This window comes from Nitratidesulfovibrio sp. HK-II, assembly GCF_003402415.2.
GTDB lineage: Bacteria > Desulfobacterota > Desulfovibrionia > Desulfovibrionales > Desulfovibrionaceae > Cupidesulfovibrio.
Window position 1 is genome coordinate 3353902 of record NZ_AP036014.1, and the last position, 23784, is coordinate 3377685.

A 23784-nucleotide genomic window follows, 5' to 3' on the forward strand; every position below is an offset into this window, starting at 1 on the left:
CACGCATCCGCAACGCCGGAGCTTCCGCCTCGCAAGGCCTCGGCGGCGATCTCCGGCTGCGGACACGTATCGCCGCACAAAGGTTCCTCACGCTCAAGCGAGGGGAATCCGTCCTTATCAAGGGCGGCAGGCAAACGACAAAAGATCATGTGCTTGCTCACCGACCACGTTCCGCGCGTAGAAGCGTGTGACGCCGGGCCTTGGCGGCGGCACATGCGTCGCAACGGGAGCGAGGGTAAAGGCACCCTCGCTCCACCATGCCAGCGAGAGCCATGCGCACATTGGCGTCACCGGCGGCAGATCACCCGAAGGCGCCTTGGCGCCGAAGGGAAGCTGCCGCCGGAGAGACGCCGTGCAAGAGACGCCGGGGGTCCAGGGGAGGCGAAGCCCCCCTGGAACGCGGGGGTGCAGGGGGTGTTCGTTACAACACCCCCTGCCCGCCGGTGGCATAACGAAATCGGGCGTGGTCAACAGCGCACGACTGACTTCGTAGAGGCCGGATGCAACAAGGCACGACGCCTCTCTTGCCTCCCGCCGGAGGCATGCCGAAATCGGCCGGGTTCAACAGGGCGAGACTGTCTTCGTAGAAGCCGTGCCTGTCAGGTACATTCCCTCTTATTCCTCGCCGAAGGCATACCGATATCGAGCATGGACATGGTGGCTGGCGTGTCTTCGTAGAGGCCGTAATCAAAAGACACTGTGCCTTCTCGCCGCCAAAGGCACCCCTGTCCAGCGCCAGCGCCCCACACCTAACCCCCGTCACCTTCTTGCCATCATTGCCCGGCTGTGCGAAAACGTGGTGCCTTGAGCGGGCATCCAAGACAAGGACATCGAATGCCGCCGCACTTCCTCGCCAGCGTTTTCCGCATCCAGCCGCGCCGGTCCGCACCGGCCCGGCCTTTTGGCGCACGCGCCCTGTCCGCCGTCAACGGCCTTGCATCTCCGCTTCTTCTTCTCATCCTGCTCGCCCTGTTCCTGCTGCCGCAGGCCACGCCCGCGCAGGCCGCCGCGCCGCGCCAGTTCGTGCTCGACACCTTCGCCATCGAAACCCGCGAAGACACTCTGGTGCTGCGCCTGGGCGTTGGCGTGGACGACCCCGATGGCCTGCGCGACCTTCTGAAGGACGGCGCGGAAGTGGAACTGCGCGGCACCGCCACGCTCACCCGCCGCCGGGGCGTGCTGCCCGACGTGACCCTGGCCGAAAAGGTCTTCGCCTGCGTGCTGCGGCACGACACCCTGACCCGCGAATTCGAACTGCGCCTCGAAGGCCGCGAGGCCCCCTGGCGCGACAAGAACCTCACCCGGCTGCTGGAAGGCACCTGGAAGCGCCTGGTGCTGCCGCTGTCCCCCATCGCCGCATTGGAGAAAGGCGAGCCGCACCGCGTCTCGCTGGCCCTGTCGCTGCGCCACACCGACGTCCCTCCCTGGCTCTCGCGCACGCTGTTCTTCTGGTCCTGGGAAGTCGTGCCCGACGCGACCTTCACGCAGGACTTCACCTACTGACCGGCCCCGCCATGCCCCGCCGCACCGTGACGCCCGAACAACCCTCCGGCCTCCCGCCGGATGGACGCGGCTCCGGCGGCGCTGCATCCGGTCCGCCGCACGGCGCATCCGACGCGTCCGGCGGCCATCCTTCCGCCCCTTCCAACGGTTCCCCCGTCGGCCCGGCCTCTACCCCCCCGGCGGGGCATGACGAACCGGACTCCCCGCAGGTCATCCGGGTAAGCCCCACCGACACCCGCGAGCGCAAGCGCCGCCAGCGCGAAATCTACGTGGCGGCGGGCGTGCTGGTGGGCATGCTGGTGGCCACCTGGGTCGAATTGAACCTGTTTGGGGTCGATTCCTACATCTTCCTCGTCCTGCTGAACATCAACTTCATCCTGTTGCTGGTGGTGCTGTTCATCGTGCTGCGCAACGGGGTGAAGCTGATCCTCGAGCGCCGCCGCCGGGTATTCGGATCACACCTGCGCACCCGGCTGGTGCTGGCCTTCATGGCCCTGTCGCTGATCCCCACGGTGATCATGTTCCTGGCCTCCAACCGGGTTGTGGGCACCTCGGTGGACTACTGGTTCAACAACCAGGTGGAAGTCTCGCTGGACAGCGCCCTGGACGTGGGGCGCAGCTTCTACACCGCCGCGGCAGACCGGTTGCGCGCGCGCGGCGAATCCATGGTGTCGGAAATCACCGACCGCCACCTGACCTGGGGCGGCCAGACCATGGATGCCCTGCTGGAGCGCAAGCGCAAGGAATACGGGCTGTCGCTGACCGGCATCGTCACGCCCGGCCGGGTGGAGCAGAACTGGCACGCCCCGGCGGACTTCGCCCCCACCTGGAAGGAGGCCCGGCGCAAGATCGCCTGGGACCAGGCGGCCGCGCAGCGCTACGTGTCCCTGCTGTGGAAGGGCGAAAGCGCCGACTACGTCATCGGCGTGCTGGCCATCGACGGCGGCCGCGCCGGGTACCTGGTGCTGGCGGAATCCATCGGCGAAGGGGTGATGCTGAAGCTCGAGCGCATCGCCCAGGGCTTCGACGACTACAAGAAGCTGAAAACGCTGAAGCGCCCGCTGAAGGTCTCGTTCCTGTTCATCCTCGCGGTGCTTAGCCTGCTGATCATCCTCGGCTCCATCTGGTACGGCTTCCGGCTGTCCAAGGAACTCACCGCGCCCATCCTGGCCCTGGCCGAGGGCACGGAACGCATCGCGCGCGGCGACCTTGCCTTCCGGCTGGAGGATGCGGCCACCGACGAACTGGGGCTGCTGGTGCGCTCGTTCAACCGCATGGCCGAAGACCTTTCCGTCAGCCGCACCCGCCTGACGGACGTCAACGACATGCTGGCCCTGCAAAACGTGGAGATGGGCGAACGCAGCCGGTACATCGCCACCGTGCTCGACAACATCGCGGCGGGGGTGGTCTCGTTTGGGCCGGACGACAGAGTGGCCACCATCAACGCCGCCGCCTGCGCCATGTTCGGGGTGGAGCCGGGCTCCATCGTGGGCCGCGACCCCCAGGACTATCTCTCGCCCGATGACGCGGCCATTACTCGTCAGATGCTGGACGAGGTGCGCGCCCGGCCCGGCCGCCGCTGGCAGCGCCAGGTGGACTACGGCCAGGGCGACCATGCCCTGAAGCTGCTGCTCACCGCCGTCAGCCTGACCACGCCGGAAGGCGAATACCGGGGCACGGTGGCCGTGTTCGAGGACATCACGGAGCTGGAGCGCATGCAGCGCATGGCCGCGTGGCGCGAGGTGGCGCGGCGCATCGCCCACGAGATCAAGAACCCGCTCACCCCCATCAAGCTCTCGGCCCAGCGCCTGGAACGCAAGTTCGCGGGCGCGGTGGACGACCCGGTGTTCGGCCAGTGCACCGACCTCATCGTGCGCCAGGTGGAACACCTGCAGCAGATGGTGGAGGAATTCTCGGCCTTCGCCAAGCTGCCGGAGGTCACCCCCCGGCCCGGCGACCTTACCCCGCTGCTGGAGGAACTGACCGCCCTGTTCCGCAACAGCCACAGCAACATCGCGTGGACACTGGACATCCCCGCACCGCTGCCGGTGCTGCCCATGGACCACGAGGCGCTGCACCGGGCCTTCCTGAACATCCTGACCAACGCGGCGGAAGTGCTGCAAGGGCGGGACAACGGCGCGGTGACCATCACCGCCGTGCATAACACCGCCCTGAACCTGGTGCGGGTGGACGTGGCCGACAATGGCCCCGGCCTCACGGCCGAGGAACGCTCGCGCCTGTTCGAGCCCTACTTCTCGCGCAAGAAGGGCGGCACCGGCCTTGGCCTGACCATCGTGAAATCGGTGGTGTCGGACCATCGCGGCTACGTGCGCGCCCACGCCGTGCCGGTCACGCCCGGTGCGCCGGTTGTGCCCGGCGTGACCGATGCGATGGGCACAACGGGCACGAATGGCGCGTCGGGCGCGTCGGGCGGCGGCACCGTTGTCACCGTCGAGCTTCCTGTGGCATAAGGGAACGTATACCGGTGCTCCGCGCGCCGCGCTGGGTGCGCGGCGCACGGGCGTCCCCCCTTTCGCGGCCACGCGGCTTGCGTCCCCCTCTTGCCGGGGCACGGCCGCCGCCCGCCACACCACGGGAGCTCTCGCATGCACGTCGTCATCCTTGGCGGAACGGGCTTCATCGGTTCGGCCCTTGCCCGCGCGTTGCTGGCGCGGGGCGACGACGTCACCGTGCCCTCGCGCGCGCCGCGTGCATCCGGCGCGGGGGTCGCGTCGGGCGTTCAGGGAACCGGGCCTTCCGTTACGCCCGCCGTCTGGAACGGCCGCGACCCGGAACCGCTGGCCCAGTTGCTGCATGACGCGCACGCCGTGGTCAACCTGCTGGGCGAAAACATCGCGGGCGGACGCTGGACGGCGGAGCGCAAGGCGCGCATCCTGGACAGCCGCGTGGCGGCCGGGCAGGCCGTGGCCGCGGCACTCGGTTCGCTGGAGGTCCCCGGCGCGGGGCGTCCGGCGGTGCTGGTGCAGGCGTCGGCGGTGGGGTATTATGGTGGTTGGCCAGACATGGCCACGGCCCCGAAATGCGGCGAAGCAGACCCGCCAGGCTCCGGCTTTCTGGCGGAAACCTGCGCGCGGTGGGAGGCTGCGTCCGCTCCGGCCCAGGCCATGGGCGTGCGGCGCTGCGTGATCCGCAGCGGCGTGGTGCTGGGCTCGGGCGGCGCGCTGGCGCGCATGCTGCCCGCCTTTCGCGCGTGGCTGGGCGGTCCGCTGGGCAGCGGCAGGCAGCCCTTTCCGTGGATCCACCTGGCGGACGAGGTGGGAGCCATCCTGCACCTGCTGGATACACCGTCCTGCTCCGGGCCTTACAACCTGGCCGCGCCGCAAGCCGTGGACAACGCCGGGTTCACGGCGGAACTGAACCGCGCCGTGGGCCGCCCGGCCTGGCTGCCCGCCCTGCCCGCGCCCGGCCTCGCCCTGCGGCTGGCCCTGGGCGAGATGGCGGACGAAGCCCTGCTGGCCGGACAGGTGGCCCCGCCGGACCGGCTGGCCGATTCCGGCTACGTCTTCCGGTTTCCCGCGCTGCGCGAGGCCCTGGCGGACCTGATGCGGCGCTGACCACCCCGCCGGGCGGCGTCCCGACGACATCCAAACGGCGATCCGCGCCCGCCGGAAGCATACCGGCGGAACAGGCACGACAGACTCACGAAGCTCCGGAGCGGGCATGGCATATTGCAAGATACTGCTGGTCGAGGACGAGGCCGTTTCGGCGCTGGACATGCGCCGTCGGCTGCGTTCGCTCGGCTACGGCGAACCGGTGCTGGCCACCGGCGGCGACGAGGCCGTGGAAAAGGCCCTGGCCGAGCGGCCCGACCTCGTGCTGATGGACATCGTGCTCGGCGAAGGCACGGACGGCATCGACGCCGCCGGGCGCATCCTGGCCCGCCACCCCGTGCCGGTGATCTACATGACCGCCCATGAAGACCCGGAAATCCTCCAGCGCGCCAAGATCACCGAACCCTTCGGCTACCTGCTGAAACCCTTCGAGGACCGCGACCTGCGCACGTCCATCGAGATGGCGCTGTACAAGCACCAGATGGACCACGAAACCCGGCGCAAGGAACGCTGGTTCGCCACCACCCTGCGCTCCATCGCCGACGCGGTGCTCACCGTGGACCGCCACGGCCGCATCACCTACATCAACGCCAGCGCCGAGGTCATGACCGGGGCGGACCACCTTGTCTGCATCGACCGCCATTTCGCCGACCACGTGGACATCCGCCCCAACGGCAACGGCCGCCGCCTGCACGACCCCAACGAACTGCTGGCCCAGCCGCCCGCCCCTGCCGCGGCGCATGCCCCGGCCCCCGCGCCGTCTCCCGTGCCTGCGCCCCCGGCCTTCATGGCCCCCTCGGCCATGAGCGAGGCCTTCGTGCACGGGCCGGACGGCCGGACGCACCCCATCGAGATGAGCGCTTCGCCCCTGGCCGACCCGGACGGCCACCGCGTGGGCACGGTGCTGGTGTTCCGCGACATCACCGAACGCCGCCAGTCGGAAGAGGCCCTGCGCCACAGCGTGGAAGACCTGCGCCGCACCCTGCGCCAGACGGTTTCCGCCCTGGCCACCGCCTCGGAAAAGCGCGACCCGTACACGGCGGGGCATCAGGCCCGCGTGGCGGAACTGGCCCACGCCATGGCCGTGCGGGTGGGCCTTTCCGGCGACAGGCTGGAGGGACTGCGCGTGGCGGGCATGCTGCACGACATCGGCAAGATTCACATTCCCGCTGAAATCCTGGCCAAGCCCACCCGTCTCAGCGACCTGGAAATGGGCATCATGCGCACCCACAGCCAGGTGGGCTACGACATCCTGAAGGAAATCGAATTTCCGTGGCCGGTGGCCCAGATCGTATTGCAGCACCACGAACGGCTGGACGGCACCGGCTACCCCAACGGCCTTTCGGGCGAATCCATCCTGCCGGAGGCGCGCATCCTGGCCGTGGCCGACGTGGTGGAAGCCATGTCGTCGCACCGGCCGTACCGCGCCTCGCTGGGCCTTGGCCCCGCCCTGGCCGAGATAGCGGCCGGGCGCGGCACGCGCTACGACCCCACCATGGTGGACGTGTGCGTCAGCCTGTTCCACGACGGCTTCGTGCTCTCCTGATCCATCACCTTCCCGCACCAGCAAACGGATACCCCATGCACGCCCGCATCCTGATCATCGACGACGAAGACGGCATCCGCTTCTCCCTGCGCGGCATCCTGGAAGACGAGGGCTTCGAGGTGCTTGAGGCCCCCAGCGGCGAGGACGGGCTGGCCCTGCTGGCCCGCGAGACCCCGGACCTGGTGTTCCTGGACATCTGGATGCCCGGCATGGACGGCCTGGCCGTGCTGGACCAGTTGCACGCCCAGCGCCCCGACCTGCCGGTGATCATGATCTCCGGCCACGGCACCATCGAAACGGCGGTCAACGCCATCCGCAAGGGCGCGCACGACTTCATCGAAAAGCCCCTGTCGCTGGAAAAGGTGCTCATCGCCGCGCAGCGGGCCCTGGAATACGGCGACCTGCGCCGCGAGAACGAGGCCCTGCGCGACAGCCTGCCCACCACGCACGCCGACGAGATGAACGGCCGCTCGCCGGTGATGGAGGCCCTGCGCGGCCAGATCGCGAGGGTGGCCCCCACCGACGCCTGGGTGCTCATCACCGGCGAAAACGGCACCGGCAAGGAACTGGCGGCGCGGGCCATCCACGCCGGCAGCCGCCGGGCAGGCAGGCCGCTGGTGGCCGTGAACTGTGCGGCCATTCCGGAAGAACTCATCGAAAGCGAACTGTTCGGCCACGAGAAGGGCGCGTTCACCGGGGCGGACGCGGCCAAGGCGGGCAAGTTCGAGATGGCCCACAAGGGCACCCTGTTCCTGGACGAGATAGGCGACATGAGCCTGAAGACCCAGGCCAAGATACTGCGCATATTGCAAGAGCAGCAGTTCGAGCGGGTGGGCGGCCACCGCACCATGCGCGTGGACGTGCGGGTCATCGCCGCCACCAACAAGAACCTGGAGGACGAGATAGCGGCCGGAACCTTTCGCGAGGACCTCTACTACCGGCTGCGGGTGTTCCCGCTGGTGCTGCCCCCCCTGCGCGAACGCGAGGGCGACGTGCCCCTGCTCATCGACCTGTTCTCGCAGCGCCTGGCCCGCGACTACGGCGTGCGTCCGGCCGCCTTCGCGCCCGACGCCATGGAGGCGCTCTCGCGCTATCCGTGGCCCGGCAACGTGCGCGAGTTGCGCAACTTCGTCGAGCGCATGCTTATCCTGCACGCCGGGCTGGAGGTGACGCGGAGCATGCTGCCCCCGGAATTCCTGCCCCGCGCGGGCATGGCGGGGGCGCGGGCCGCGTGCGGCGCGGAGGCCGGGCAGCGCGCGGGCATGGGACAGGAGCAGGGCCACGACGCCTCCGACGGGTCCGACATGACCGGCGCGACGGATTTCGCGGCGCTGCTGGCCACCGGCATGGACCTGAAGGCGGCCCGCGCGGCCTTCGAGGCGCACTACCTTGCCGCGCGCCTTGCCGAATGCGGCGGCAACGTCACCCGGCTGGCCGAGGCCGTGGGCATCGAGCGCAGCCACCTGTACCGCAAGCTGAAGGGCTACAACATCCAGACGGCCGACTGACGGACGACCACGAACCACTGCCGGGCGATCGCCCACGCGCCCGCCACGGGACCGCCATGGGCCCGGCGCGCCAAACCGCACGCGGCCACGGGAGGGAACATGCACACGCTGGTACTTCTGCGTCACGGGCAAAGCGCCTGGAACCTGGAAAACCGCTTCACCGGCTGGACCGACGTGGACCTTTCGCCCGAGGGCGAACAGGAGGCCCGCGACGCGGCGCGCCTGATCGCCGACGAAGGGCTGGCCTTCGACGTCTGCCATACCTCGGTGCTCACCCGGGCCATCCGCACCCTGCACATCGTGCAGCATGAACTGGGGCTGTCCTGGCTGCCGGTGCACAAGCACTGGCGGCTCAACGAACGCCACTACGGCGCATTGCAGGGCCTGGACAAGGCGGAAACCGCCGCCCGCTTCGGCGAGGACCAGGTGTTCGAGTGGCGGCGCAGCTACGACACACCGCCCCCGCCCCTGCCCCCCGACGACCCGCGCAACCCGGCTGGCGACGCGCGCTACGCCAGCCTCGCGCCCGACGTGCTGCCCGCCAGCGAAAGCCTGAAGGAGACCGTGGCCCGCGTTCTGCCCTACTGGCACGACGTCATCGCGCCGCAGGTGCTGGCCGGGCGGCGGGTACTGGTGGCGGCCCACGGCAACAGCCTGCGCGCGCTGGTCATGCACCTGGACGGCATGACCCAGGAGGCCATCACCAAATTGAACATCCCCACCGGGCTGCCGCTGGTCTACACCCTGGACCAAAAGCTGCGCCCGCTGGGCCGCCGCTACCTGGGGGACGCGGCCGTGGCGGAAGCCAAAGCCAGGGCCGTGGCCGCGCAGGGTACGGCGAAAAAATAAGGGGGCGGCGCGGGTGGCCCCAGCCACTGCCGAGCGGCGGGGCATGGAGCGGTGGCGCACGGCTCGCCACGTCCCACGGGCCGTGCTATGTCTGCGGGCGGAGCATCACGGGCAGCCCATCCGCCCCGGCCGGACACTCCCCGATGACGGCGGGCGGACCGTTGCGGGCGACTGGCCGTGAAGGGCTGCGGCATGGGCGGCTGTTCACGTTGACAAGCCCCGGAGGTATACCTACCGTTCCACACCGCGCCCGGAGCGGATGACACACTCAGAGGCCAGCGCCCTCGGCGGGGGGACGCGCGCCGCAAGGAGCAAGCATGGCGAGCAACATCAACCTCAAGCTCAAGCAGAAGCAATACGAGAGCACGGTGGTCGAGTTCATCAACGAAAAGAAGGGATGCTTCCTCGTGGTGAGCGACGACCAGAACTTCATCTCGCTGTTGCGCAACACGGTGACCAAACATCTCGCCATCACCACCGACGCCATCTCCGTGGTCACCAACACCGACTACATCATCAAGTCCATCCGCGACGTCTCCATGCGCAAGAAGAACGTGCTGGTGTTCATGGAGCGCATGATCGAAGGCCGTGATACGGGCATTCTGGTCCGGCAGGTCAAGAACGCCTACTCGGACGTGAAGATCATCATCCTCACCGGCGAGACGGAGCGGCAGCGCCTGGTGCTGCTGCACGAGATCGGCGCGGACAACTTCATCAGCAAGCCCATCTCCATCAACACGCTGATCGAAAAGATCGCCTTCACCATCAAGCCGCAGGGCAAGCTGGGCCAGCTCATCGACACCGCCCGCGCCATGGTGCAGCAGGGGTCGCACGAAAGCGCGCTGAAGGTGTGCCGCAAGATACTGGAACTCAAGCCCAACAGCGCCGCCGGGCTGCTGGTCATGGGCGACGCCTACCAGGCGCTGGGCAAGATGGACCGCGCCCGCGAATGTTTTGAAGAGGCCAGCCGCAACGCCGACCTGTATCTGGAGCCGCTGAAGAAGCTGGCCGACCTGAACAAGCAGATCGGCGACAACGAAGCCCAACTGGGCTACCTGGAAAAGCTCGACCGCCTCTCGCCCCTCAACGTGGAGCGCAAGGTGGACATGGGCGAGATACACGTGGAGATGGGCAACCAGGAAAGGGCCGAGGAACTGTTCGAGCTGGCCGTCACCCAGGCCACGCGCGAGGCCATGGCCTACATCGGCGACATTTCCGAACGCATCGCCAGCATCTACAGCGAGCGCGACCCGGAACGGGCGGAACGCTTCCTGCGCAAGGCGCTGGACGCCAAGGGCGACATGCTGGACCGCAGCGACCTTGGCACCTTCAACCGCCTGGGCATCGCCCTGCGCAAGCAGGGCAAGTGGCGCGAGGCCACCATAGAATACCAGAAGGCCCTGCGCGTGGCCCCGGACGACGAAAACCTGTTCTACAACATGTCCATGGCCTTCGCCGAGGGCAAGGAATTTCGCGAGGCGCGCGCCAACATGCTGAAGGCCATGACCATCAACCCCGACCTGCCCCGGCGGGACAAGACCATCGCATTCAACATGGGCCTCGTGTTCATGCGGGCGGGCGGACGCGACTACGCCGAACGCTGCCTGCGCGTGGCGCTGGAACTGGATCCGGACTTCGACCTCGCCCGCCAGGCCCTGGAACGGCTGGGGCAACAGGACTGACCCGATTGCGACCAACCCGCCAAATCAAAGGGGGCCTGCACGGGTCCCCTTTTTTGCTGGTTGCAATCCGGACTGCTTTTCCATATGCTGATATCCTGATTTATCGAAACGGCGCGACGCGCCACCAATGGAGGTTAGCAAGATGGCGAGTTTCAAGGTGAACAAGACGATCGCGGAAATCAACGAGCGCATCCGCCAGGGCAAGGCCGTGGTGCTGAATGCCGAGGAGATGACCGAGGCCGTCCGTCGAATGGGCAAGGAAAAGGCCGCCCGCGAAATCGACGTCGTCACCACCGGGACTTTCTCGCCCATGTGCTCCTCCGGGCTGCTCTTCAACATCGGCCAGCAGGATCCGCCCACGCTCAAGACCGCCAAGGTCTGGATGAACGACGTGCCCGCCTACGCGGGGCTTGCCGCCGTGGACTCCTATCTGGGCGCCACCGAACCCACCGAGGACGACCCGCTGAACAAGGTCTACCCCGGCCGGTTCAAGTACGGCGGCGGCCACGTCATCGAAGACCTGGTGCGCGGCAAGGCCGTGCACCTGCGGGCCGAGGCCTACGGAACGGACTGCTACCCGCGCAAGTCGCTGGACAAGAAGGTCACCCTGTCCGAGCTGCCCTACGCGCACCTGCTGAACCCGCGCAACTGCTACCAGAACTACAACGCGGCCGTGAACCTGACGAGCCGCATCATCTACACGTACATGGGCCCGCTGAAGCCCAACCTGCGCAACGTCAACTTCGCCACGGCGGGCCGCATCTCTCCGCTGTTCAACGACCCGCTGTTCCGCACCATTGGCCTTGGCACCCGGATATTCCTGGGCGGCGGCACGGGGTACGTCCTTGGGGCGGGCACGCAGCACGTGGCCGCGCCCAAGCGCACCGAACGCGGCCTGCCGCTTTCCCCGGCGGGCACCCTGATGCTGAAGGGCGACCTGAAGGGCATGAACCCGCGCTTCCTGCGCGGCCTGTCCTTCCTTGGCTACGGCTGCTCGATGGCCGTGGGCGTGGGCATTCCCATCCCCGTCCTGAACGAGGAAATCGCCTGGTTCACCGGGGTGGACGACAGCGACATCCAGATGCCGGTCAAGGACTACGGGCACGACTACCCCAACTGCCTGCCGCGGGTCATCCAGCACGTGACCTACGAAGACCTGAAGAGCGGCGAGGTTGAGATCATGGGCAAGAAGGTGGAAACCGTGCCCATGACCAGCTACCCGCTGTCGCTGGAAGTGGCCAACACGCTGAAGTCGTGGATCGAAAAGGGCGAATTCCTGCTTACCGAGCCGGTGGAACTGCTGCCCTCGGCGTAAGGATTTCCCCCGAATCACGCACACGCACTGAACAACCCGCCGGGCGCGCACCAGCAACGCGCACCCGGCGGGTTTCGTTTTTCCGGCAGGACTTGCCGCACGGTGCGAAAGCACTATTTTTTGCTTTGCTCTAAACACCACCTTCGCCATGGCGTTGCCTGACAGTTTCTCTCCCTGTCCGGAAATCGCCTTTCTTCCTTATACTCCGCGCCGGTCCTCCGGCGCGGATGGCGGGTGCGGGCAGGATGCGAGGAATTACGAGTTTTGCCCGCTGGACAAGGCGACGCGAAGCTTTTTCCGCTCAGATCGGCAGCCGTTAGGCGAGTGCGCAGCACGAGTCTTACGGATGGCGAAAGCAACGCTGTACTTTTGTACGTGAGCAGGAAAAAATTCGCGACAACGCAGTCCGGCGGCAAAAGGCGCCAGCCGTTGGGCGAGATTGCGAGCCTTACGGATGGCGTCCGCAACGCGCGGATTCCGATGCAGGCTGTCCGCGTGCCCCCAGGCCCAGGCACACACCATGACCAACACCGCCCTGCCACGCCCCAACACCCTGCCCCCTGCCCTGCTGCATCTGCTGGCCACCATGCCGGACCTCGCCGTGGCCCTTTCCGGCGGGCTGGACAGCCGCTTCCTCACCCACGCCGCCTTGCTGGCAGGCTGCCGCGTCACCGCCCTGCACATCACCGGCCCGCACATGCCCCCCCGCGAAACGGAAGAAGCCCGCCGATGGGCCACTGCGCGCGGGGCCACCTTCGTCACCGTGCCGCTGGATCCGCTGACCATCCCGGCCATCGCGGCGGGCCACCGCGACCGCTGCTACCACTGCAAGCACGCCGCCTTCACCGCCCTGCTCGCCAAGGCCACGCCCCTGCCCCTGTGCGACGGCACCAACGCCGACGACCTGACCGCCCACCGACCCGGCCTGCGCGCCCTGCGCGAACTGGCCGTCCGCTCGCCGCTGGCCGAGGCGGGCCTGTCCAAGGCCGACATTCGCGCCCTGGCCGCGCGTACCGGCATGGACCGCCCGGACCAGGCCGCCCGCCCCTGCCTGCTCACCCGGCTGGCCTACGGCATGCCCCCCGACGCGGCCACCCTGGCCCGGCTGGCCGCTGCGGAAAACGCGCTGGAAGACCTTGGCTTGTGGGACTTTCGCCTGCGGCTTGCGCCAAACGCCCCGCCCCGCCTGCAACTGGGCCCGGCGCACGCGGCGCTTTCCCCGGCCCGGCGCGACGCCCTGCGCCCCGCCCTTGCCCGACACGGCTTCGGCGATGCCGCCATCGACGCGGACGGCCCGGTGAGCGGCTACTTCGACCGCTGAGCCCGCCAGCAAACATGACCGGTCAACCGCCGCCCTTCAGGCAGGCAACGGGGGCGACCGCATCTGGACCCGCGCCCGATCGCCCGCCCGCACCCAGGCCTCACCCAATCCGCTCCCACCCCTCGTGCGCCACTGGACAAAACCCACGGTTCACGATAGGTGGTCCCTCTTATCTCACGCGATTTCACGGAGGAGTCCCATGGCCCACAAGAAGATCGAGCGCAAGAAAGAACTGGATCGTCGCCGTCAGCGCCGCGAAAAGCGCCTGAAGCAGCGCGTGCGCGAAGCGAAGGCCGCCGCCAAGTCCTAAGGCATTCAGGTTTTTCGTTCCGCCGCAAGAACGCCCCGCGCTTCGCGCAACGTGCCCCCGGTGGCACGTCGCCCGAGGCGCGTGTGCTTCCTGCGGTACGGAGCGTCCCACGCCACAACGCCACGACGCCGCAGTGCATGCGGCGTTGACAGGGTTCGCGTGACGCTCCATGCAGCAGCCGGAACATATACCTCGCCATGCATGCAGCACCAGGCAGCGGGCATGGCGGTGACCACGCCCCGCCCGCCGCACGACGCCACACCGTCGTGCATCCGTCCCGTGCTCCATCGCATGGCCTTCCCGTTTGACAACGCGTGCGACGCTGTTTAGGCTCGTCCATCACGCGTAGGTTCTGCAAGGAGGGTAGCATGCCCATCTACGAATATCGTTGCAGCGACTGCGAGCAGATCTTCGAGGAATGGCTGAAGACCTTCGACGAAGCCCCCCGCTCCTGTCCGGTGTGCGGTGGCCGCGCCGACCGCATCGTGTCTAACACCAGTTTCGTGCTCAAGGGCGGCGGCTGGTACGTCACCGACTACGGCAACCGCTCGTCCACCGATTCGCATGCGGGCGCCAGCGCGGAAGCCGCCACCGGCGACGCCGGGTCCAACGGGAAGGGCGGCTCAGACGCATCTTCCGCCACGGCGGCTCCGGCTTCGGCCGAAGGCCCGGCCAAGTGCACCGCGGCCGCCCCGTCGGGCGGTTGCGCCGCGGCGACGGCCACAGGTTCGTAGCACCCCAGGGGCAGCCTAGGCTGCCCCTTTTCATGAATAAACGCAGCCTCGGCTGCCCCTTTTCATGGACAACCGCAGCCCAACGGCGGTCCGCTTTCCACTCCGGGCGGCCCCCCGCCGCATCCCGGCGGCCGCACCGGCCCAGCAGACCTGACGGCCAACATACGGCCGGGCACGCACCAGGCGCGCAACCAGACATGCGACCGGACCGGCCCACGCCGCCCCGGCAGCCATACGCAACAGACCAGCAAGGAAGCCCCGATGATCGACCGTTATTCCCGCCCCGAGATGGCCCGCATCTGGACCCTTGAAAACCGCTTCCGCGCCTGGCTCGACGTGGAGTTGGCCGTGTGCGAGGCCTGGCACCGCCTTGGCGTCATCGGCGCGGACGACATGCGCGTCATCCGCGAGAAGGCCGACTTCGACGTGGACCGCATCCTGGAAATCGAACAGGAAACCCGCCACGACGTCATCGCCTTTCTCACCGCCGTGGAAGAAAAGGTGGGCCCCTCGGCCCGGTTCATCCACCTGGGCTGCACCTCGTCCGACATCGTGGACACGGCCAACGGCCTGCTGCTGGCCCAGGCCGGGGAACTGATCCTGAAGGGCTTCGAACGGCTGCTGTCCACCCTGGAAACGCTGGCCTTCGCCAACAAGGGCCGCCTGTGCATGGGCCGCACCCACGGCATCCACGCCGAACCCACCAGCTTCGGCCTGAAGATGGCGGGCTTCCACGCCGAATTCCAGCGCCACGTGGCCCGTTTCCGCGACGGGCTTGAAAGCGTGCGCGTGGGCAAGATTTCCGGCGCCGTGGGCACCTACGCCATGCTCGACCCCAAGGTGGAGGCCATTGCCTGCGAAATCCTGGGCCTTGCGGTGGACCCCATCTCCACCCAGGTCATCCAGCGCGACCGGCACGCCCACTTCTTCACTTCGCTGGCGCTGGCCGCCGGGGGCGTGGAACGGCTGTGCGTGGAACTGCGCCATCTGCAGCGCACCGAAGTGCTGGAAGCCGAGGAAGGCTTCGCCAAGGGGCAGAAGGGTTCGTCGGCCATGCCGCACAAGAAGAACCCCATCTCGGCCGAGAACATGACCGGCCTTTCGCGCCTCATCCGCACCAACTCGCTGGCCGCCATGGAGAACATGGCCCTGTGGCACGAGCGCGACATCAGCCACTCTTCGGTGGAACGGGTGATCATGCCCGACTCCACCATCCTCATGGACTACGTGCTGCACCGCCTGTCGGGCCTCTTGGCCAACCTGCGGGTGATCCCAGAGAACATGGACCGCAACCTGGCCGCCTCCTACGGACTGTACTATTCGCAGCGCGTGCTGCTGGCCCTGGTGGAGTCGGGCATGGCCCGGCAGGAGGCCTACGTGCTGGCGCAGCGCTGCGCCATGCAGAGCTGGGAAACCAGAAAGCCCTTCCCCGACATGGTGCGGGCCGACGCGGACATCGCCGCGCGCCTTGCCCCTTCCGTTCTTGATGAACTGTTTGATCCCGGCTACTATCTGCGCCACGAAAACATGATCTTCGAGCGGGTGTTCGGCCGCAGCTAGGTCCCCTGACGGAGACCGGCGCGGTGCCAGCGCCGCATGCGCACGCAAGCCCATTCCACTATCTTTCCAAGAGCATTCCAAGGACACCCATGAACGACCTGCGCATCCGCCTCGCCCGCCTGCTGGTTGAAAAATCATACCGGGAAGGGGATTTCACCCTTACTTCGGGCCGAAAGAGCGACTACTACTTCGACTGCAAGCAAACCGCCCTCAACGCCGAGGGCTCCTGGCTGATCGGCTCGCTGTTCAACGATCTGCTGCGCGACGTGCCCGTGGTGGGCGTGGGCGGCATGACCCTGGGCGCGGACCCGCTGATTTCGGCCACCACGGTCATCTCGCACGAACGGGGTCGCCCGCTGGCGGGCTTCATCGTGCGCAAGCAACCCAAGGGCCACGGCACCGACCAGTACGTGGAAGGTCTTGCCAATTTCGCCCCGGGCGACCCGGTTGCCATGCTGGAAGACGTTGTCACCACTGGCGGTTCCCTGCTAAAGGCTTGCGAACGGGTGCAGGCTGCGGGCCTGCGCATCGTGGCCGTGTGCACCGTCCTCGACCGCGAGGAAGGCGGCAGGCAGGCCCTGAAGGATGCGGGGTACGACCTCATCTCCATCTTTACCCGCAAGGAACTGGTGGAAGCCGCCCGCTCATAGGCAGCTTCAACCGGCACCAGTCCGGTTCAATCCGGCCCGGCCCTGCCGGGCCGTGCAGCAAAAGGCCTCGGCGGCCACGTCCCCCCGGCGGGGCCGCGCGCATGCGGCGGTCCACCGGCGTACCGGCCATGACTGGCCGGTCTGGCCAGACTGGCAGGGGGGAGCACAGGTTTCACATCCGCCGTCCCGACGGATCACCGCGCCTTCCCCAGTGGGGCGCACAGCCCGCGCACCGAGATGCATCGAAGCACCATCCGCGCCCTTCACCGCCTGTTGCCCGCCGCTGCCCTGCTGCTTTCCCTTTTCTGTCCCCTTTCCTCCGCCGCCGAGGGCTGGCACGTGCGCATCCCGGACGATCCGGGCACGCCCCGCCGCTTGGTGGCCGTGGACAAGGAAGACCAGAAGCTGCACATCTATGAACGCCACAGCCCGCTGAAGCTCGCCGCCAGCTACGTCTGCACCACCGGGCAGGCCACGGGCGACAAGCAGACCGCGGGCGACCTGAAGACGCCCGAGGGCATCTACTTCGTGGTGGGCAAGCTTTCCGCCGGGCTGGACATGGAAATGTACGGCGGCATCGCCTACACCCTGAACTACCCCAACCCCGTGGACAAACTGCGCCGCAAGACCGGCTCGGGCATCTGGATCCACAGCAAGGGGCACGATATCGTCCCGCGCGAGACCAAGGGCTGCATCGCCCTGAACCGCGCCGACATCGACAGGGCCGGCAAGCTGTTCGCCCCCGGCACGGCCGTTGCCGTGGCGGGCGACGTGGCCACCGACGCATCCCCCTCCAAGGACGACAAGGCCACCGCCCGCAAGCTGGAAGACAAGGTGAAGGGCTGGGCCAAGGCGTGGGGCTCGCGCTCGCCCGCCATGTTCGACTACTACGACGCCGATGCCTACACCGCCGCGCAGGAAGAATCCTTCGCCGCGTTCCGCAGCCAGAAGGAACGGCTGTTCAAGCAACTGGCGTGGATCCAGACCTCCGTTTCCGACGTGCAGGTGATGCAGGGCCCCGGCTACTGGGTAACCTGGTTCAACCAGTACTACCGCGCGCCCAACATGACCACCGAAGGCATCCGCCGCCTGTACTGGCAGCCCGACAAGAAGGGCGAGTACCGCATCGTGGGCATGGAATGGGTGCCCGCCGACGTGGGCATGGAAGCCAACTACCTCGAGACCGTCTCTCCGCAGGTCACCGCCTTTGTCGAAAAGTGGCGCAAGGCGTGGGAGCGCGGCGACGTGAAGGGCTACATCGGCTGCTACGCCGACGACGCCGAACAGGCCCCGCGCAAGGGCGCATCGTCCATCCGCCAGCAGAAGCAGGAACTGTGGCGCAAGGCCAAGCCCGCCAAGGTGCAGTTGAAGGGCCTGCGCATAGAGGCCGTGGCCGGTGGCGTGCGCGCCGACATGACCCAGGATTACCGCGACGTGACCGGATACGGCGACCGGGGCGTGAAGACGCTGCTGCTGCGCCAGGACGGCCAGGCGTGGAAAATCGTGAAGGAAGAATGGAGTCCCGCCGCCCGATGATGACCGACGAGAAATACAGCCTGCTGCTCATGCGCGACGACTGTCGCGTGCGTCGCCTGCGCGTGAGCCCCCTGGCCCTGCGACTGCTTACCGTGTCGCTGGTGCTGCTGCCGCTGCTGGCGGCCTTCGGGGTGTGGGCCGGTTTCTCGTTCTGGCAGGCCAACCGGACCCTGGTGAACCAGAACCAGGCCCTGGACCGCGACCTAAAGGAAGCGCGGGTGGAACTGGAACGCCTTTCCAACCTGGAATCCCTGCTGCGCAGCAGCGACCCGGAGGAACTGCGCGCCCTGCTGGGCAGCGCGGCCCTGGCCTCGCCGCCTGCTCCCGCTCCGGCGAAGCCAGGCGATGCCAATGGCGCGGGCGACGGCGTGGTGACCGCCCCCGGCCAGATTCACGCCCCGGCTGGAGCACAGGCTGGCGAGCAGACTCCGCTGCCCAGCGACGACCCGACACAGGCCGGGGTTGACGCCCGGGTTCCGGACGCAGCCAGCCAGGCCGTGGCCGCCGCCGTGGCCGACACGCCGGGCGAGGCGCGCGAGGCGTTGAGCACCGGCGAGGCCCGCGTGGACAACGTGACCGTGCGCCACGGTTCGGGCAAGCGGCTGCGCATCAACTTCGACCTGACCAACCCCGACCCCAAGAAACAGCTTGGCGGCCAGGCCCTGTTCTCGGTGGTGGCCGCCGACGGGCGCATCCAGCCCCTGAAGGTGGAGCCGGACACCAACCGTTTCCAGATCTCGCGGTTCAAGAAAATCGTCACCTCCGCGCCGCTGCCCGATGGTCTTGCCCCCGCCGACGTGCAGACCCTGGTGGTGGAACTGGAAGCGGAAGGCCGCATCATCTACCGCGAACAGTACCCCGTACCCGCGCCCGAGAAATAGACCGGGGCTCCGCCCGGCACCCCCTTGCGTTTCCCTCGGCCGCCCTTGTGGCGGCCGTTTGCATTTCCCGGCCGTTCCCGCCGCATGCCGCCACTTCCGACCCAACCGTGAATACGGCGCGCAATCCTTCTTCACCGGACGCAAAACCGCCCGGCATGCGCAGAGCCTGCCGGGCGGTCATTTCTTCATTCCGCTTCATTCCAAGTCCACGCCGTGACCGGTGCGGATCACTCGCGCAGGGGGGCGTCGCCACCATCCGGGCCCACCAGTGGCTGGCGGGCATCCGGCTCGGCATCCCGACCGCCGGGGCCGCCAAGCGCATGCCCGTTGCCGTTGCGCCCATCGGCGGGACGCACCGCGTCCAGCACCTCGCGCACCGTGTCCAGGGCCTGGCCGCGTTCCTGGGCCAGGCGCTGCCACTTCTTCTTTTCCTTCTTCAACGCCTCCACGGTCTGCAACAGGTCGCGCACGGTGTGGGCCGGGTAGCCCGGCGTGGCGTGCGCGCCCCGACGCAGTTCCTCGTCGTTGCGCTGGCGGATGGCTTCAAGCTGGGTGGCGTTCAGGATCACGGGGTCACGGGTGGAACCGTGGGCGGTTCCGGGTTCGGTTCAGGACATGACAGGGCATAATACCGCAAACAACGCAACGCTTCAGGGCTGTCGGAGCCATGAGGTTTTTTGTTCTCTGCCGAGGAAGGATGGCTTTTTATGAAGGAAGTGCGGCAGCCGTTATGCGAGTCTTCGAGCATTACGGATGGCGACCGCAGCGCGCTTCCATGGTATTCGACCGGAATAAAAAGCCAACCTGACGAAGGCAGAGGACAAAAGGACCATGGCACTGGCAGCCCTAGTCCGCAGTGGCGGGCTGCGGCAGCTTCATGTCCACTTCGGTGGCGGGCGCGCCGCAATCGCAGAACGAGCCCATGCCGTATTCCATGCGTTCCTTGTACTCCTGCTGCTTGCCGAGGTTCCAGCGGCTCACCGGGCGGTAGTAGCCCACCACGCGGGTGTACACTTCCGCCTCTTCGCCGCACTCGGGGCAGTTCATGTGTTCGCCGCGCAGGTAGCCGTGGGTCTGGCACACCGAGAAGGTGGGCGTGACCGAGATGTACGGGATGCGCGTCTTCTGCATGGCCTTCAGCAGGTAGTTCTTCACCGATGCCTCGTCGGGCGCGGCCTCGCCGAGGAAGGAATGGAATACCGTGCCGCCGTTGTACAGGGTCTGCAACTCGTTCTGGTGCTCCAGCGCGGCGAACACGTCCTCGGTGAAGCCCACGGGCAGCAGCGTCGAGTTGGTGTAGTACGGCGTCTCGCCGCCCGAGGTCGCGATGTCTTCGTACAGGGCGCGGTCGATGCGCGCAAGGCGGTAGCAGGTGCCTTCGCCGGGCGTGGCTTCAAGGTTGTACATGTGCCCGGTCTCTTCCTGGAAGCGCACGGTCAGCTCGCGCAGGTGATGCAGCACGCGCTTCATCAGGCGCAGCCCGGCCTCGGTCTCGATGCCCTTGCCCAAGAGGTTCAGGCAGGCCTCGTGCCCGCCGATGAGCCCGATGGTGGAGAAGTGCCCCGCGTAGCCGTTCTTGAGGTAGCGGCGCGAGAACGGGAACATGCCCGCCTCCAGCATCTGGGTGCACAGCTTGCGCTTGTATTCCAGGGCGTCGCGCGCCATTTCCGCGTACTCGGTGATCATGTCCAGGAAGTCTTCTTCCCCCTGGGCCAGGTACGCGAACTTGGGCAGGTTCAGGGTGACCACGCCGATGGAGCCGGTAAGGTCGCCCGAGCCGAACAGCCCGCCGGTGCGCTTGCGGATTTCGCGCAGGTCCATCTGCAGGCGGCAGCACATGGAGCGCACGTCCTCGGGGTTGAGGTCCGAGTTGATGAAGTTCTGGAAGTAGGGCGCGCCGTACTTGGCCGTCATGCGCAGCAGCATCTTGCCGGTGTCGGTGTCCCACGGAAAGTCGGGGGTGACGTTGTAGGTGGGGATGGGGAAGGAGAAGATGCGCCCGTCGGCGTCGCCTTCCAGCATCACCTCTATGAACGCCCGGTTGAACATGTCCATCTCTGCGGCGTAGTCGCCGTAGGTGGAATCCTGGAATTGGCCGCCGATGATCACCGGTTCATTGGCGATGTGCTTCGGCGGGGCCATATCCAGGGTGAAGTTGGTGAACGGGCTCTGGCCGCCCCAGCGCGAGGTGGTGTTCAGGTTGTACACCAGCTTCTGCACGCCCTGCTTGACCTCGTCGTAGGTCAGCTTGTCGTGGCGGATGAACGGGGCGAGATAGGTGTCGATGTTGTTGAACGCCTGCGCGCCCGCCCATTCATTCTGCAACGTTCCAAGAAAATTCACGATCTGCCCGCAGGCAGCGTCAAAGTGGCGCGCCGGCGAGGCGCAGCAGCGGCCCTTCAGGTTGAAGCCTTCCAGCAGCAGGTCGCGCAGGCTCCAGCCCGCGCAGTACCCGGCCAGGCCAAAGGACAGGTCGTGGATGTGGAAGTAGCCGTGGGTGTGGGCCAGGCGGATTTCTTCGGGGTACTTTTCCAGCACATAGCGCGCCTGCACGGAACCCGCCATGTGCAGGATGAGCCCCTGGAACGAATGGCCCATGTTGGAATTTTCGCTGACGCGCCAGTCGGACCTGTCGAGGTAGCTTTCGATCATCCGGGCCACGTCAAGGTAAGCCTCGTTCTGGCTGCGCAATTCGCGGCGCTTTTCGCGGTAGATGATGTACCGCTCGGCCACGGCGTACAGACGGGCTTCCATCAGCACGCGCTGGACGAGGTCCTGCACCTGTTCCTGCTCGGGGGTGTCCACACCTTCGAGCTTGGCTTCCACCCTCTGGGCCAGGCGTTTGCCCAGCAGGGGGTCCTTGATGCCGCTGGCCTTCAGGGCCTTGTTGATGGCGTGGCCCACCCGGTCCACGGACCAGGTTTCCACGCGGCCGTCGCGCTTCTGGATATGCAGGGGCATGGGGAATGGCTCCCGGACGGCGGGCCGACGGATTTCCGCGCGCCAAAGGCGCACGGCGGCGGGCCGCCCGTGGTAGGGCGCATCCGGGGGTACGTCGGTAACGTACCTCGGCGCGCGGCGTGTTCCGTGAATCTTCTTGAGTCCGTTCCGGGCATCCGCGTGCCCGTGGCGGCAAGAAGCGCTCCGGCCAGGTCTTCTGGCTTTCCCCCGTCCGGCCCGCCTTCCCGGCGCGGGCGGAACCCGGTGCCAGTGGCGCTGCGGCTGCGGAACGAAGCGTGAGCCTCGCACCCGTGCCGGGACGGACGTTGCGCGCCGTGCGCGCGGGGATCACAGCGGCGGGACCGCTCCGGTGTCGCACCGGATTCCCTTCGCCGGAGATCCTTGAAAGTCTTCGTGGCTGTTTTTCGTGGGAGCGGCGCGGCCGTGCGGCACACGTCGCCAATGCCCCCAGCATGTAGCAAAAGCAGGTGCCGGGTTCAACAGCCGAACGCGCCGCCTGTTGCCCCGAAAGGCCCCGCGGCGGCCCGCAACCCTTGCCGCCCTAGGCGTAAAAAAAGCTCCCCATCGGGCTGCCCAGCCGGTCCACGCCGCGCCCCCTGCCGGAGAGTGCGCCCCCGCACGGAACGGCGACCAGCGCAACGCCCCCCTAAAGTTTGCCGAAAACCGGCCGATACGCCTCATGAGGCGTGGTGTATCCACACGCCGGGGAGCGGACGTGGCCGACAAGTCGCTGAACACCATGCTGGTGGAATATTCGCTGCAGCTCCTGCAGCAGGACATGCTGACCAACTCGCTGTTCATGGGCGGGTCGGTGGGCAGATCACTGCGTGATCTTGTCCTGACCGAAAGCCAGTCGCTGAAGCTTACGGACCCCACGGCCGCCGCGCTCACCGGCCGGTTGAGGTCGGACGCGGCCATGCTGCGCCAGGCGTCCAGCAACGTGTCCGAGGCCAAATCCATCGTGGACCTGGCCAACGAAGCCACCACCACCCTCAAGACCGCCTTCACCCGCATGAAGGAACTGGCCAACGGCGTGGCCACCGGCACCATGACCTACGCCTCCGTGCAGGCGGAATACAATTCGCTGGCCTCGCAGATAACCCAGACCATCGCCTCCGCCTCATACAACGGCATCGCCCTGCAGGACGGCACGGCCTGGGCCGCCGACGACCGTATCACCGTGTCCGGCGGATCGGGCACCATCGAGATACAGTCCGGCACCGGCAGTTTCGACCTGGCCCTGTACGACTTCTCGTCATTCAAGAACGCCTTCACCAGCACCCAGATCAACACGGTGGCCAAGGCCGCCGCCATGGTCACCACCCTTTCCGGCCACATCACCACAGTGAACACCGTGGCCTCCAACTACGCATCGCGCTCCACCATCCTGGACGGCCAGGCCGCGTCGCTAGCCGCGCAGGCCGACATCATGGACACGGCCGCCGAAACCCGCGCCAAGGCCAACGAGAGCCGCTCGCTGGAGGAACTGGTGCTGGACCTTCTGCTGCGCGAAACCGGCACCATCACCGACGAGGAAGCCTGACCTTCCGGCGGCTTGCCCGCCGCGCCACGCCCCCACCGGCACGCCCCCCCCTTGCCGCCCCTTCTTGTCGCTCCACTTGCCGCTTTCCCCTTTGGCCATACCCTTGGGGACGGCCGGGTCTGACAGAAATGTCCCGCCCGGCCCCACCCGCAGCCCCCCTGCCATCTCCCCTCGCCGCCGTCTGCGGCGTCACTCGCGCGTGCAACACGGCCTCCCGCCGTCCCTGCCCGCCATGGCGCGCCGCGCCCAGCAAACTGCCTTGATAGTCCAACCAGCTCCGCAGCGGTTCATTGCCGCCGCGCAACGGGGTGTT

Annotated in this window: 17 protein-coding genes and 1 riboswitch; of the genes, 15 read left to right on the plus strand and 2 right to left on the minus strand. The window is 67.5% G+C overall.

Annotated features, from left to right (window positions below; translation table 11 throughout):
- The first annotated feature begins 834 nt into the window (after positions 1–834).
- The 14 genes from RVX_RS14215 (at position 835) to RVX_RS14280 (ending at position 18967) form a co-directional block, all read left to right on the plus strand.
- A complete protein-coding gene (locus tag RVX_RS14215) occupies positions 835–1503 on the plus strand; it encodes a DUF4390 domain-containing protein (protein WP_116307869.1) in 669 nt (222 codons plus the stop codon).
- Positions 1504–1514: 11 nt separating this feature from the next.
- On the plus strand, positions 1515–3974 hold the full coding sequence (locus tag RVX_RS14220; RefSeq protein WP_230404789.1) for an ATP-binding protein: 2460 nt from the start codon (positions 1515–1517) through the stop codon (positions 3972–3974).
- A gap of 135 nt (positions 3975–4109) precedes the next feature.
- Positions 4110–5078 (plus strand): TIGR01777 family oxidoreductase, encoded by a 969-nt coding sequence (locus tag RVX_RS14225; protein ID WP_116307870.1) that lies wholly within the window; start codon positions 4110–4112, stop codon positions 5076–5078.
- 106 nt (positions 5079–5184) lie between these two features.
- Complete coding sequence (locus tag RVX_RS14230; protein ID WP_116307871.1) at positions 5185–6621, plus strand: HD domain-containing phosphohydrolase; 1437 nt, start codon at positions 5185–5187, stop codon at positions 6619–6621.
- A gap of 35 nt (positions 6622–6656) precedes the next feature.
- Positions 6657–8129 (plus strand): sigma-54-dependent transcriptional regulator, encoded by a 1473-nt coding sequence (locus tag RVX_RS14235; RefSeq protein WP_116307872.1) that lies wholly within the window; start codon positions 6657–6659, stop codon positions 8127–8129.
- Between the two features lie 99 nt (positions 8130–8228).
- Entirely contained in the window at positions 8229–8978 is a 750-nt protein-coding gene (gpmA, locus tag RVX_RS14240; protein WP_116307873.1) for a 2,3-diphosphoglycerate-dependent phosphoglycerate mutase, read from the plus strand.
- A 317-nt stretch (positions 8979–9295) separates the two neighbouring features.
- Positions 9296–10660 (plus strand): tetratricopeptide repeat protein, encoded by a 1365-nt coding sequence (locus RVX_RS14245; protein ID WP_116307874.1) that lies wholly within the window; start codon positions 9296–9298, stop codon positions 10658–10660.
- A gap of 142 nt (positions 10661–10802) precedes the next feature.
- Complete coding sequence (locus tag RVX_RS14250) at positions 10803–11975, plus strand: homocysteine biosynthesis protein (protein ID WP_116307875.1); 1173 nt, start codon at positions 10803–10805, stop codon at positions 11973–11975.
- Positions 11976–12495: 520 nt separating this feature from the next.
- Entirely contained in the window at positions 12496–13296 is an 801-nt protein-coding gene (locus tag RVX_RS14255; RefSeq protein ID WP_116307876.1) for an ATP-dependent sacrificial sulfur transferase LarE, read from the plus strand.
- A 678-nt stretch (positions 13297–13974) separates the two neighbouring features.
- The gene (locus tag RVX_RS14260; RefSeq protein ID WP_116307877.1) at positions 13975–14340 is read left to right on the plus strand and encodes an FmdB family zinc ribbon protein; all 366 of its coding nucleotides are present in this window, start codon (positions 13975–13977) and stop codon (positions 14338–14340) included.
- A gap of 261 nt (positions 14341–14601) precedes the next feature.
- The gene (gene purB, locus RVX_RS14265; protein WP_116307878.1) at positions 14602–15900 is read left to right on the plus strand and encodes an adenylosuccinate lyase; all 1299 of its coding nucleotides are present in this window, start codon (positions 14602–14604) and stop codon (positions 15898–15900) included.
- Positions 15901–15989: 89 nt separating this feature from the next.
- Positions 15990–16550, plus strand: a complete 561-nt coding sequence (gene pyrE, locus RVX_RS14270; RefSeq protein WP_007524018.1) for an orotate phosphoribosyltransferase — start codon at positions 15990–15992, stop codon at positions 16548–16550.
- A gap of 237 nt (positions 16551–16787) precedes the next feature.
- A complete protein-coding gene (locus RVX_RS14275) occupies positions 16788–18086 on the plus strand; it encodes a L,D-transpeptidase family protein (protein WP_116307879.1) in 1299 nt (432 codons plus the stop codon).
- A complete protein-coding gene (locus RVX_RS14280) occupies positions 18065–18967 on the plus strand; it encodes a hypothetical protein (protein ID WP_230404791.1) in 903 nt (300 codons plus the stop codon). Before RVX_RS14275 ends, RVX_RS14280 begins: the two co-directional genes overlap by 22 nt.
- Positions 18968–19194: 227 nt before the next feature.
- On the opposite strand, the gene RVX_RS14285 is transcribed toward RVX_RS14280, so the two are convergent.
- Both RVX_RS14285 and RVX_RS14290 read right to left on the minus strand, forming a co-directional pair.
- Complete coding sequence (locus tag RVX_RS14285) at positions 19195–19536, minus strand: hypothetical protein (RefSeq protein ID WP_116307881.1); 342 nt, start codon at positions 19534–19536, stop codon at positions 19195–19197.
- A 277-nt stretch (positions 19537–19813) separates the two neighbouring features.
- Complete coding sequence (locus tag RVX_RS14290) at positions 19814–21928, minus strand: ribonucleoside triphosphate reductase (protein ID WP_116307882.1); 2115 nt, start codon at positions 21926–21928, stop codon at positions 19814–19816.
- A gap of 168 nt (positions 21929–22096) precedes the next feature.
- Positions 22097–22335: riboswitch (cobalamin riboswitch) on the minus strand.
- A gap of 308 nt (positions 22336–22643) precedes the next feature.
- On the opposite strand from RVX_RS14290, the gene RVX_RS14295 reads away from it, so the two are divergent.
- A complete protein-coding gene (locus RVX_RS14295; protein ID WP_116307883.1) occupies positions 22644–23471 on the plus strand; it encodes a flagellin in 828 nt (275 codons plus the stop codon).
- The last annotated feature ends 313 nt before the right edge of the window (positions 23472–23784 follow it).

Bases quoted from the DNA above. Each gene is read 5' to 3' on its own strand.
- RVX_RS14290 (WP_116307882.1), bottom strand. From the start codon at position 21,928: ATGCCCCTGCATATCCAGAAGCGCGACGGCCGCGTGGAAACCTGGTCC.
- RVX_RS14235 (WP_116307872.1), top strand. From the start codon at position 6,657: ATGCACGCCCGCATCCTGATCATCGACGACGAAGACGGCATCCGCTTC.
- RVX_RS14220 (WP_230404789.1), top strand. From the start codon at position 1,515: ATGCCCCGCCGCACCGTGACGCCCGAACAACCCTCCGGCCTCCCGCCG.
- gpmA (WP_116307873.1), top strand. From the start codon at position 8,229: ATGCACACGCTGGTACTTCTGCGTCACGGGCAAAGCGCCTGGAACCTG.
- RVX_RS14280 (WP_230404791.1), top strand. From the start codon at position 18,065: ATGGAGTCCCGCCGCCCGATGATGACCGACGAGAAATACAGCCTGCTG.
- RVX_RS14275 (WP_116307879.1), top strand. From the start codon at position 16,788: ATGCATCGAAGCACCATCCGCGCCCTTCACCGCCTGTTGCCCGCCGCT.
- RVX_RS14230 (WP_116307871.1), top strand. From the start codon at position 5,185: ATGGCATATTGCAAGATACTGCTGGTCGAGGACGAGGCCGTTTCGGCG.
- purB (WP_116307878.1), top strand. From the start codon at position 14,602: ATGATCGACCGTTATTCCCGCCCCGAGATGGCCCGCATCTGGACCCTT.
- pyrE (WP_007524018.1), top strand. From the start codon at position 15,990: ATGAACGACCTGCGCATCCGCCTCGCCCGCCTGCTGGTTGAAAAATCA.
- RVX_RS14245 (WP_116307874.1), top strand. From the start codon at position 9,296: ATGGCGAGCAACATCAACCTCAAGCTCAAGCAGAAGCAATACGAGAGC.
- RVX_RS14250 (WP_116307875.1), top strand. From the start codon at position 10,803: ATGGCGAGTTTCAAGGTGAACAAGACGATCGCGGAAATCAACGAGCGC.
- RVX_RS14215 (WP_116307869.1), top strand. From the start codon at position 835: ATGCCGCCGCACTTCCTCGCCAGCGTTTTCCGCATCCAGCCGCGCCGG.
- RVX_RS14255 (WP_116307876.1), top strand. From the start codon at position 12,496: ATGACCAACACCGCCCTGCCACGCCCCAACACCCTGCCCCCTGCCCTG.
- RVX_RS14225 (WP_116307870.1), top strand. From the start codon at position 4,110: ATGCACGTCGTCATCCTTGGCGGAACGGGCTTCATCGGTTCGGCCCTT.
- RVX_RS14260 (WP_116307877.1), top strand. From the start codon at position 13,975: ATGCCCATCTACGAATATCGTTGCAGCGACTGCGAGCAGATCTTCGAG.